The sequence below is a fragment of the Mycobacterium sp. genome (genome assembly GCF_044370595.1).
In the GTDB taxonomy this organism is placed as follows: domain Bacteria; phylum Actinomycetota; class Actinomycetes; order Mycobacteriales; family Mycobacteriaceae; genus Mycobacterium.
The window spans coordinates 22,973-33,496 of record NZ_JBILVF010000025.1 but is presented as its reverse complement, the minus strand read 5'-3'; the positions used below and the strand labels follow the sequence as shown (position 1 = coordinate 33,496).

11 protein-coding genes are annotated in these 10,524 nt (G+C 66.7%); 5 read left to right on the top strand and 6 right to left on the bottom strand.

The window, feature by feature from the left end; translation table 11 throughout:
- The 3 genes from ADBZ5N_RS05855 to upp all read right to left on the bottom strand — a co-directional run.
- Positions 1-477: NAD-dependent epimerase/dehydratase family protein (locus ADBZ5N_RS05855; RefSeq protein ID WP_526256542.1), on the bottom strand; the 477-nt coding region annotated here is incomplete at its 3' end.
- On the bottom strand, positions 474-1,646 hold the full coding sequence (locus ADBZ5N_RS05850) for an amidohydrolase (protein ID WP_526256541.1): 1,173 nt from the start codon (positions 1,644-1,646) through the stop codon (positions 474-476). The genes ADBZ5N_RS05850 and ADBZ5N_RS05855, both read right to left, overlap by 4 nt.
- Before the next feature lie 42 nt (positions 1,647-1,688).
- Positions 1,689-2,312, bottom strand: coding sequence for a uracil phosphoribosyltransferase (upp, locus tag ADBZ5N_RS05845; RefSeq protein ID WP_526256540.1), 624 nt, complete (start codon positions 2,310-2,312; stop codon positions 1,689-1,691).
- A 33-nt stretch (positions 2,313-2,345) separates the two neighbouring features.
- On the opposite strand from upp, the gene ADBZ5N_RS05840 reads away from it, so the two are divergent.
- Positions 2,346-3,647, top strand: coding sequence for a SatS C-terminal domain-containing protein (locus ADBZ5N_RS05840; protein WP_526256539.1), 1,302 nt, complete (start codon positions 2,346-2,348; stop codon positions 3,645-3,647).
- 9 nt (positions 3,648-3,656) lie between these two features.
- Here ADBZ5N_RS05840 and ADBZ5N_RS05835 read toward each other — a convergent pair whose 3' ends face one another.
- Positions 3,657-4,163, bottom strand: coding sequence for a hypothetical protein (locus ADBZ5N_RS05835; protein WP_526256538.1), 507 nt, complete (start codon positions 4,161-4,163; stop codon positions 3,657-3,659).
- A 113-nt stretch (positions 4,164-4,276) separates the two neighbouring features.
- The gene (locus tag ADBZ5N_RS05830; protein ID WP_526256537.1) at positions 4,277-5,365 is read right to left on the bottom strand and encodes an adenosine deaminase; all 1,089 of its coding nucleotides are present in this window, start codon (positions 5,363-5,365) and stop codon (positions 4,277-4,279) included.
- 248 nt (positions 5,366-5,613) lie between these two features.
- Here ADBZ5N_RS05830 and sdhC point away from each other — a divergent pair, with 248 nt between their 5' ends.
- The 4 genes from sdhC to ADBZ5N_RS05810 are packed head-to-tail and all read left to right on the top strand — an operon-like array spanning position 5,614 to position 8,963.
- Positions 5,614-5,952 carry a succinate dehydrogenase, cytochrome b556 subunit gene (gene sdhC, locus ADBZ5N_RS05825; protein ID WP_526256545.1) on the top strand — a complete coding sequence of 113 codons (339 nt, stop codon included), beginning with the start codon at positions 5,614-5,616 and terminating at the stop codon, positions 5,950-5,952.
- The gene (locus ADBZ5N_RS05820) at positions 5,949-6,392 is read left to right on the top strand and encodes a succinate dehydrogenase hydrophobic membrane anchor subunit (RefSeq protein WP_526256536.1); all 444 of its coding nucleotides are present in this window, start codon (positions 5,949-5,951) and stop codon (positions 6,390-6,392) included. Before sdhC ends, ADBZ5N_RS05820 begins: the two co-directional genes overlap by 4 nt.
- Before the next feature lie 22 nt (positions 6,393-6,414).
- Positions 6,415-8,169: a succinate dehydrogenase flavoprotein subunit gene (gene sdhA / locus ADBZ5N_RS05815; protein WP_526256535.1), complete on the top strand. Its 1,755-nt coding sequence runs from the start codon at positions 6,415-6,417 to the stop codon at positions 8,167-8,169.
- A gap of 2 nt (positions 8,170-8,171) precedes the next feature.
- Complete coding sequence (locus ADBZ5N_RS05810) at positions 8,172-8,963, top strand: succinate dehydrogenase/fumarate reductase iron-sulfur subunit (RefSeq protein ID WP_526256534.1); 792 nt, start codon at positions 8,172-8,174, stop codon at positions 8,961-8,963.
- Between the two features lie 31 nt (positions 8,964-8,994).
- On the opposite strand, the gene ADBZ5N_RS05805 is transcribed toward ADBZ5N_RS05810, so the two are convergent.
- A complete protein-coding gene (locus tag ADBZ5N_RS05805) occupies positions 8,995-10,464 on the bottom strand; it encodes an aminobutyraldehyde dehydrogenase (RefSeq protein WP_526256544.1) in 1,470 nt (489 codons plus the stop codon).
- Positions 10,465-10,524 lie beyond the last annotated feature (60 nt).

Genomic DNA, 10,524 nt, shown 5'->3' with positions numbered 1-10,524 from the left:
CAGGCCGTGCGCCGCGGCATAGGACGTGATCGCGTGGTCGATCGCCAGTTTGGTCGCCCCGTAGGGGTTGGTCGGCCGGGTCGGGGCGTCCTCGGTGATAGGAACCGACTCCGGTTCGCCGTAGGTGGCCGCCGTGGAGGAGAAGACCAGGCGCGGCGTGCGCGCGGTGCGCATCACCTCCAGCAGATCCAGGGTCGCCACCACGTTGCCATACCAGTACTTCTCCGGGACGTCGACCGACTCTCCGACCAAGGATTTGGCCGCGAAGTGCAGGACGCCGTCGAAGGATCCGCCGGGCAGCAGGTCGGCGGCGACGGACACCATGTCGCCCTTGACGAAATCCGCACCGAGGGGCACCGCGTCGGCGTTGCCGGTGGACAGATCGTCGATGACCACGACCTGATGACCCTGTTCGAGAAGGACTTTCGCGCACACGCTGCCGACGTAGCCGGCGCCTCCGGTCACCAGAAGCTTCACTCGAACGCCGCCGACTGCTCGATGATGTTGACCAGCACCCGCACCCCGACAGCCAGCGCACGTTCATCCAAATCGAACGTCGGCTGGTGCAGATCCAACTGCTGCCCCTCGCCGCTCCAGACACCGAGGCGGGCCATCGCACCCGGTACATCCTCGAGGTACCAGGAGAAGTCTTCACCACCGCCGGACTGGCGGGTATCGGCCAACGCGTCCGGGCCGACCGCTTCGATGGCGTGGGTCATGATCTGAGTGCTGCGCTCCTCGTTGACCACCGGCGGCACCCCGCGCCGGTACTGCAGGGAATGCTCGATTCCCAGCGGGGCGAGCAAACCCGAAACTATTTCCTGGACAAGGGCTTCCATCTCCAGCCAGGTCTCGCGACTAGCGGTTCGCACCGTACCGGCCAGCGTGCCGATCTGCGGGATGGCGTTGGCCGCCACCCCGGCATTGGCCGCACCCCACACCATCACGGTGCCGTGCCGTGGGTCGATACGCCGGGACAACACACCGGGCAGTCCGGTGATGACGGTCCCCATCCCGTAGACCAGGTCGGAGGTCAGATGCGGCCGGGAGGTGTGCCCACCCGGGGAGTGCAGGGTGATCTCAACAGAGTCCGCGGCCGAGGTGATGGGCCCGGCGACGACCGCGACCCGGCCCACCGCCAGCCGGGGATCGCAGTGCAGTGCGAAGATTCGCGAAACACCCACCAGTGCGCCGGCCGCGATGGCGTCCAGGGCACCGCCGGGCATCAGCTCCTCGGCGGGCTGGAATATCAACCGGACACCCATCGGCAATTCCGGCGCGGCGGCCAGTGCGGTGGCCGCACCGAGAAGTATCGCGGTGTGCGCGTCATGGCCGCAGGCATGCGCCACCCCGGGCACCGTCGAGGCGTAGGACGCACCGGTGCGTTCGGCCATCGGCAGCGCGTCCATATCCGCGCGCAGTGCGATGCGGGGCGCATGTTCGGGGCCGAAATCGCAGATCAAGCCGGTGCCACCGGGCAGCGCCTTGGGGTTGAGCCCGGCCTCGACCAGCCGGTCGGCGACGAATTGCGTGGTGCCGAACTCCTGGCGGCCGAGTTCAGGGTGGCGGTGGATGTGACGGCGCCAGGCGACCAGATCGTCGTAGTGCGCAGCCAGCCACGTCTCCGCGGTGTCGGCCAGGGGCATCGGGCCAGTATCTCAGGCGGCATGGGCCCCGCCCAACGTCCGTCAGCGCGGCCCGAACTGACGGTCCCCGGCATCGCCCAGTCCGGGCACGATGTAGGCGTCAGCGTTGAGTCCGTCGTCAATGGCCGCGGTGAACAGCCGCACCTGCGGGGCCGCCTTCTCCAGAGCCGCAACACCCTCCGGCGCGCACACCACACAGACCACGGTGATGTCGATCGCCCCGCGGGCGGCCAGCAATTCAAGGGTGTAGACCATCGAACCCCCGGTGGCCAGCATGGGGTCGAGCACCATGACGGGCTGGGTGCGCAGATCGGCGGGCAGGGACTCCAGATACGGCACCGGGAGGTGGCTGGACTCATCACGGGCGATGCCGACGAATCCCACCCCCGCCTCCGGGATGAGGGCGTGCGCCTGGTCGACCATGCCGAGCCCGGCACGCAGGACCGGAACCAGCAGTGGCGGGGTGGCCAGCCGGGCACCGATGGTGTCGGCCAGCGGGGTGCGCACGGCGATACCTTCGCGCGGCGCGTCGCGGGTGGCCTCGTAGACGAGCATGTGCGTCAGATCACGCAACGCCGCTCGGAACGCGGCATTGCCGGTGCGTTCGTCACGCAGCGTGGTCAGTCGTGCGGCGGCAAGCGGGTGATCGACGACACGCACATCCATGGGCACAAACTGTAGGTCGTTAGGCTGTCCGGCATGGCTGCTCAGCTCATACCGGTTCGACTCGGCGTTTCCGCAGGTGACCTCTACACGCTATGGGCGCCCCGCTGGCGCGATGCAGGCGACGAGTGGGAGGGCCTCCTGGGCCGAGACGAGGACCTCTACGCGTTCGAATCGGTGGCAGACCTGGCCGCGTTCGTCCGGACCAGCACCGACAACGACCTCGCCGACCACCCCGCCTGGGGGCGGCTTGCCAACGCCAACGCGCACAGACTGCAGCCCGCCGAAGACCGGCATGCCGATCTGATCGGCGCTGAGGAGTTGCTGGCCGGCAAGCCCACCGAGGCGTCGGTGGAAGCACTGGCAAACACCTTGGCGGTGGTGTCCTCGATCGGGTCGGTGTGCGAGTTGCCGACGGTGACGCGATTCTTCAACGGCAACCCGACTCTTGGACTGGTCATCGGCGGGATCAACCAGTTCACTGGCCGGGCCGGCCGTAAACGCTGGAGCGCTATCGGTGAGATCTTCAGCCGCAGCTGGGACGGCGTCGTGGCGGCAATCGACGAGATCATCACGACACCCGAGGTCGACCAGCAGGTCGCTGCCGAAGCCGCCGCCGAGTTGGAGCAGCCCTACGAGGACTCCGCCGGGGACCTCGACGGGGACTTAGACGGGGACCTCGCCGGCGACGAGGATTTCGCCGCCGACACCGTGGCGGCGTTGGGCGACGCCGATCAGGACACCGTCGCGGGGATCATCCCGCGCGGCGGATCGGTGATTCTCGGCGGCGACGCGAGGTTCTGGGAACAGGTGGGTATCGACCCGGTCCGGGTGATGACCAGCAACGGCACCCTCTACACCCTGCGGTGCTACTTGGACAACAAGCCGATTTTCCTGGGTCGCAATGGACGTATCAGCGTGTTCGGCTCTGAGCGGGCCCTGGCGCGGTACCTGGCCGACGAGCACGATCACGACCTGGCCGATCTGAGCACCTACGACGACATCCGCACCGCCGCGACGGACGGTTCGCTGCGGGTCGACGTCACCGAGGACAACGTGTATGTGCTCAGCGGACTCGTCGACGATATCGCCGACGGCCCCGAGGCGCTGGACCGCGACCAACTCGCCTTGGCGGTGGAGTTCATCCGCGACGTCGGCGACTACTCCGAGGACGACACCATCGACCGACTGTTGGCGCCGGACACCGCACTCGGCAAATTCGTGAACTACACCCTGGATCCCGGTACGAACCCGCGGCCCGGCGGATCTCCCGCCCAGGCGGTGGCCGAGTGGGAGGAACTGGAGAGCTTCACCGAGTCGCGACTGCGGCGCGAGTAGCACCGAGCGTCAGAGCGACTTGACGATCTCCGCGAGCGCGTCGGCGGCACTGACGTACTCCGGCGAGCCGCCCTTGGCGATGATCGCCCCCAACTCGTAATCCGCGGTGTCAGAGTCCGACCAGTCGCCGCCATGGCGGTAGCCGAAGTTGTATTTGTGCACCACGGCCCCCAGAAAGCTGAATCGCGCTTTCCCCATGGGGATCGAGCCGTGCATGGAGCGGATGTGGTCAACCCGGGCGTCGTAGTAGGTGCCCACTATGCCCAGTCGGGTGTGGTACTGCCAGAGACGGCCGTCGGGCAGTAGCAACTGGGGGGCGGCCGGTTCCAGGACGAACCCCTTCGGAGACCGGCGTTTGATGAAGCCGGCGCCGCCGCGGCCGAAGAGAACCCGCTTGGGCCGCTTTCCGCCGGCCGCCAGACTGTCGGCGACCTCTTTCAGCAAAGACGCCAACTGGTCTGCGGCGGCCTGACGCGCCGGTTGCTCAGGCCGAGTCTGGACCGCGGGGTCAGCCACCATCACCCCCCTTGGGTTTCGGGTTTCCTGGTTTCGAATTTATGCGGTCGAGTGAAGCTCTGGCAAATGTCGAGTCGTTCTCAAAGAATCCGTCGGCTTTAACTGCGGTCGCGTCAGCCGACAAGTACCGCATACCGCGGTTTGATCACCTCGTCGATGATGGCCAACCGCTCGTCGAAATGGATGAAGGCCGACTTCATCGCATTGATGGTGAACCGCGCCAGGTCACTCCAGCCGTAGCCGAAGGTCTCGACGAGGCGCAACATCTCCCGGCTCATCGTGGTGTCGCTCATCAACCGGTTGTCGGTGTTGACCGTGACACGGAAACGCAGCCGGGCCAATAGGTCGAACGGGTGTCTCTCGATGCTGGCCACCGCACCGGTCTGCACGTTGCTGGTCGGGCACATCTCCAGCGGAATGCGCTTATCGCGGACGAGGGAGGCCAGCCGGCCAAGGCGCGCGGTGCCGTCGGCGAACTCCTCGATGTCGTCGACGATGCGTACCCCGTGCCCCAGGCGGTCCGCGCCGCAGAATGCCAGGGCCTCGTGAATGGACGGGATGCCGAAGGCCTCTCCGGCGTGGATGGTGAACCGGGCATTGTTGGCCCGCATGTACTCGAAAGCGTCGAGGTGCCGCGCCGGTGGATAGCCCGCCTCGGCGCCGGCGATGTCGAAACCCACGACACCTTTGTCCCGGAACCGGATCGCCAACTCGGCGATGTCACGGGAGCGCGCAGCGTGCCGCATGGCGGTCACCAGGGTGCGCACCACGATGCCGCGGCCGCCGGCGGCGGCGGCCTGTTCCCCTTCGGCGAATCCGGCCAGCACCGCCTCGACCACCTCATCGAGGGAAAGTCCGCCGCCCAGATGCAATTCGGGGGCGAACCGGATCTCGGCGTACACCACGTTGTCGAACGCCAGGTCCTCCACACACTCACGGGCGACCCGGTGCAGCGCCTCGGGAGTCTGCATCACCGCGACGGTATGGGCGAAGGGCTCCAGATAGCGCACCAGCGAGCCACTGTGGGCCGCGGTCCGAAACCAGTCCGCCAACCCCGCTTCGTCGGTACTCGGCAGCCCGTCGTAGCCCACCTGCCCGGCCAACTCGATGACCGTGGCCGGTCGCAAACCGCCGTCAAGGTGATCGTGGAGCAGCGCCTTGGGCGCGTGCCGGATGTTCTCCAAGGTCAACGGCGTACTCATCATCCTCCTTGTGAACCTCATTGTGCCCTAAGTCACGCCGTTGCTCGCCGGCCTGTATCGCCTTGTCATACCGGGTTTCTGCATTCCCCGTGGCCGCCCGGACCCCGCAGTGCGACGGCTGTAATCTCCACGTCACCCATTTGGCAGTACAAACAGAGTTAGAGTCCACCTGAATCGAGTTTGGAGGGCCAATGAGCGTAACGCTGAGCAGAACGCGGCGACGGACTCTCTACCGGGGCGACCCGGCCATGTGGTCGTGGGTACTGCACCGCATCACCGGGGCGACGGTGTTCTTCTTCTTGTTCGTCCACGTCTTGGACACCGCGCTGGTACGGGTCAGCCCGCAGGCGTACAACGAGGTCGTCGAGACCTACAAAACGCCCATCATCGGCCTGATGGAACTCGGCCTGGTCGCCTGTGTGCTCTACCACGGCCTGAACGGACTTCGGGTGATCCTCATCGACTTCTGGTGGCAAGGCCCCCGCTACCAACGCCAGATGCTGTGGGCGGTGGCCGGGATTTGGCTGGTAACCATGACCGCGGCCACTGTCGTCATCGGATCGCACATGGCGGAGCGATTCCTGTGACCCGCCCCGTCGCACCCGTGCGGGAACGGGACCACGACCGCCCGGCCAGCCTGGACAACCCGCGCTCACCGCGCCGGCGGACCGGCATGCCGAACTTCGAGAAGTACGCGTGGCTGTTCATGCGGTTCTCCGGAGTCGTGCTGTTGTTCCTGGTCGTCGGACACCTGTTCATCGGCCTGATCATGGAGAACGGCGTCTACCGGATCGACTTCAACTACGTGGCCCAACGCTGGGCCTCGCCGTTCTGGCAGATCTGGGACCTGATGATGCTCTGGCTCGCCCAACTGCACGGCGGCAACGGGATGCGCACGATCATCGCCGACTACGCCCGCAAAGAGTCCACCCGGTTCTGGCTCAACACGACTCTGGCGGTTTCGATGCTGCTGATTCTGGTGGTCGGGACCTACACCCTGTTGACCTTCGATCCGAACATCGCATAGCAAACTCGGAGGGACCGCCCGAATGATTCAGGAGCACAAGTACGACGTCGTCATCGTCGGAGCCGGCGGTGCCGGGATGCGCGCCGCCGTGGAAGCCGGGCAGCGCTGCCGCACCGCCGTCCTGACCAAGCTCTATCCCACCCGCAGCCACACCGGCGCGGCCCAGGGCGGTATGTGCGCCGCACTGGCCAACGTCGAAGAGGACAACTGGGAGTGGCACACCTTCGACACCGTCAAAGGCGGCGACTATCTCGCCGACCAGGACGCCGTGGAGATCATGTGCAAGGAAGCCATCGACGCCGTTCTCGACCTCGAGAAGATGGGCATGCCGTTCAACCGCACACCGGAGGGACGGATCGACCAGCGGCGGTTCGGCGGCCACACCCGCGATCACGGCAAGGCACCGGTTCGGCGGGCCTGTTATGCCGCCGACCGCACCGGACACATGATCCTGCAGACGCTCTACCAGAACTGCGTCAAACACGACGTCCAGTTCTTCAACGAGTTCTATGCCCTGGATCTGGTGCTCACCGAGACGCCGCGCGGTCCGGTCGCCACCGGGGTGGTGGCCTACGAGCTGGCGACCGGCGACATCCACGTGTTCCGGGCCAAGTCGATCGTGTTGGCCACCGGCGGCTCGGGCCGGATGTACAAGACCACCTCCAACGCCCACACGCTGACCGGGGACGGCCTGGGCATCGTCTTCCGCAAGGGACTTCCCTTGGAGGACATGGAGTTCCACCAGTTCCACCCGACCGGACTGGCCGGCTTGGGCATCCTGATCTCCGAGGCGGTCCGGGGCGAGGGCGGCCGGCTGCTCAACGGTGAGGGCGAGCGGTTCATGGAACGCTACGCGCCCACGATCGTCGACCTGGCCCCGCGCGACATCGTCGCCCGGTCCATGGTTCTCGAGGTGCTGGAAGGCCGCGGCGCGGGCCCGCACAAGGACTACGTCTACATCGACGTCCGCCACCTTGGCGAGGATGTGCTGGAGGCCAAACTCCCCGACATCACCGAGTTCTCCCGCACCTACCTCGGCGTCGACCCGGTCAAGGAACTCGTCCCGGTCTACCCGACCTGCCACTACGTGATGGGTGGCATTCCGACCACGGTGATCGGCGAAGTCCTACGCGACAACACCCACGTGGTGCCGGGGCTGTACGCCGCCGGCGAGTGCGCCTGCGTGTCGGTGCACGGCGCCAACCGGCTCGGCACCAACTCGCTGCTCGACATCAACGTCTTCGGCCGCCGGGCGGGCCTGGCCGCCTCCTACTACGCCATGGGCAATCCGCACGTCGACCTGCCTCCCGAGCCCGCCGCGATGGTGGTGGACTGGGTGGCCGGCATCCTGTCCGACCACGGCGAGGAGCGGGTGGCCGACATCCGCAGCGAGTTGCAGCAGTCGATGGACAACAACGCCGCGGTGTTCCGCACCGAGGAGACCCTCAAGCAGGCGCTCACCGACATCCACACCCTCAAAGAGCGCTACGCCCACATCTCGGTGCACGATAAGGGGAAGCGCTTCAACAGCGATCTGCTGGAGGCCATCGAACTCGGCTTTCTGCTGGAGTTGGCCGAGGTCACCGTGGCCAGCGCGCTCAACCGCAAGGAATCCCGCGGCGGTCACGCCCGCGAGGACTACCCCGACCGTGACGACACCAACTACATGCGTCACACCATGGCCTATAAAGAGGGCGCCGAACTGCTCAGCGATATCCGGCTGGACTACAAGCCGGTAGTGCAGACCCGTTACGAGCCGATGGAGCGGAAGTACTAACCATGACAGCTGCTGCTCCCGTCCCACCGGGCTCGGTGATGGTCACCCTCAAGATCGCCCGCTTCGATCCGGAGAACCCCGACCGGTTCGCCGACTCCGCCGGGTGGCAGAGCTTCCGGGTGCCGTGCCTGCCCAGCGACCGTCTGCTCAATCTGCTGATGTACGTCAAGAACTACCTCGACGGGACACTGACCTTCCGTCGCTCGTGCGCCCACGGCGTGTGCGGCTCGGATGCCATGCGCATCAACGGGGTCAACCGGCTGGCCTGCAAGGTCCTGATGCGAGACCTGCTGCCCGCTCCTGCCCGTGGTCGCTCCGCAGGCTCCGCGCCCAAGGAGGGCAAGCCGCTGACGATCACCATCGAACCGATCCGCGGGCTGCCGGTGGAGAAGGACCTCATCGTCGACATGGAGCCCTTCTTCGACGCCTACCGCCGGGTGAAGCCCTATCTGATCACCAGCGGCAACCCGCCGGATCGGGAGCGCATCCAAAGCCAGAAAGACCGCGAGCGCTACGACGACACCACCAAGTGCATCCTGTGCGCCTGCTGCACCACCAGTTGCCCGGTGTTCTGGAACGAGGGCAGCTACTTCGGGCCTGCCGCGATCGTCAACGCCCACCGGTTCATCTTCGACAGCCGCGACGAGGGCGCCGCCGAGCGTCTGGAGATCCTCAACGACGTCGACGGCGTCTGGCGCTGCCGCACAACGTTCAACTGCACCGACGCCTGCCCGCGCGGCATCGAGGTGACCAAGGCCATCCAAGAGGTCAAGCGCGCGCTGATGTTCTCGTAGCGCACGGTGAACCGCGGCCAGCCCGCACGGCTCAGCGAAGTTTGAAAATCGTTCGGTGCCAGACTTTTTCGGGGACACCGGTGATATCGCTCATGACATGCTTGATGGTGAGGTACTCCTCGAAGGAGTAGTCGGACATGTCCTTGCCGAAACCGGAGGCGCCCAGTCCACCGTGCGGCATCTCACTGATGATCGGGATGTGATCGTTGATCCACACACAGCCGGCCTTGATCTCCCGGGACGCTCGCTGGGCGCGGTAGATGTCACGGGTCCACGCCGAGGCGGCCAATCCGTAGTCGGTGTCGTTGGCCTGACGCAACGCGTCGTCGTCGCCGTCGTGGCGGCGGACGGTCAGAACCGGGCCGAAGATCTCGTCGCGATAGGCCTCGGACTCCTCGGTGACGTCGGCCAGCAGGGTCGGCAGATAGTAGGCCCCGGGCAGGTCGGGCGCCGTGCCGCCGGCGACGACCCGGGCGCCCTGGCCCGGTGCCCGGTCGACGATCCCGGCCACCCTGGCGCGGTGGGCGAACGAGATCAGCGGGCCGAGGTCGGTGTCGGGGTCCTGCGGGTCACCGACGACGACCTTGCCCATCAGTTCGGCCACCCCGGCGACGAAATCGTCGTAGAGATTTCCAGCGACGATGGCGCGGGTGGCCGCGGTGCAGTCCTGCCCGGAGTTGATCAGCGCGCCGGCCACCGCGCCGTGTACGGCGGCGTCGAGGTCGGCGTCGTCGAACACCACGAACGGCGCCTTGCCGCCCAGTTCCAGTTGTGTGCGATGTCCGTGACCTGCGGCGGCGGCCATCACCGTGCGGCCGACCGCGGTGGACCCGGTGAAGGTGACCACGTCCACGCCCGGATGCCCGGCCAGAGCCTGGCCGGCATCGCCGCCGGCCCCGGTGACAACGTTGAGTACGCCCGCGGGCAGACCTGCCTCGGCAGCCAACCGGGCCAGAGTCAGAGTGGTCAGCGGGGTGAGTTCGGCCGGTTTGATGACCACCGAACATCCGGCGGCCAGTGCGGGGATGACCTTCCAGACCGCCATCTGCAACGGATAGTTCCACGGCGTGATGGTGCCGACCACCCCGACCGCCTCGCGCCGGATCCACGAGGTGTGGTCGGCGGAGTACTCGGCGGTGGCCTTACCCTCGAGATGGCGGGCCGCCCCGGCGAAGAACGCGATGTTGTCGATGCTGCCCGGCACATCGAATTCGGTCGCCAGGCGCACTGGTTTCCCGGTCTGGCTGACCTCCTCGGCGACGATCTCGGCGACGCGCTCCTCGAGTAGTTCGGCGAGCTTGAACAACACTGCCGAGCGTTCCGCGGGGGTCGCCGCCGACCAACCCGGCAGCGCAGACCGCGCTGCGGCGACGGCGATGTCCACGTCGGCCGGGGTGGCCAGCGCCAGTTGGGCGACGACATCGCCGGTGGCGGGATTGATGACCTCATGACGGCCGCCCGAGGTGGTGACTGGGGTACCGTCGATCCAACTGCTGGCGATCACGCGCCAATGCTACGCATTTCGTCGCTTCGATTGCTCCAAACAACGGATTCCGTGCAC

Excerpts from the sequence above, each read along its gene's own strand:
- ADBZ5N_RS05850 (WP_526256541.1), bottom strand. The coding sequence starts at position 1,646 with ATGCCCCTGGCCGACACCGCGGAGACGTGGCTGGCTGCGCACTACGAC.
- ADBZ5N_RS05840 (WP_526256539.1), top strand. The coding sequence starts at position 2,346 with ATGGCTGCTCAGCTCATACCGGTTCGACTCGGCGTTTCCGCAGGTGAC.
- sdhA (WP_526256535.1), top strand. The coding sequence starts at position 6,415 with ATGATTCAGGAGCACAAGTACGACGTCGTCATCGTCGGAGCCGGCGGT.
- ADBZ5N_RS05830 (WP_526256537.1), bottom strand. The coding sequence starts at position 5,365 with ATGAGTACGCCGTTGACCTTGGAGAACATCCGGCACGCGCCCAAGGCG.
- upp (WP_526256540.1), bottom strand. The coding sequence starts at position 2,312 with ATGGATGTGCGTGTCGTCGATCACCCGCTTGCCGCCGCACGACTGACC.
- ADBZ5N_RS05810 (WP_526256534.1), top strand. The coding sequence starts at position 8,172 with ATGACAGCTGCTGCTCCCGTCCCACCGGGCTCGGTGATGGTCACCCTC.
- sdhC (WP_526256545.1), top strand. The coding sequence starts at position 5,614 with ATGTGGTCGTGGGTACTGCACCGCATCACCGGGGCGACGGTGTTCTTC.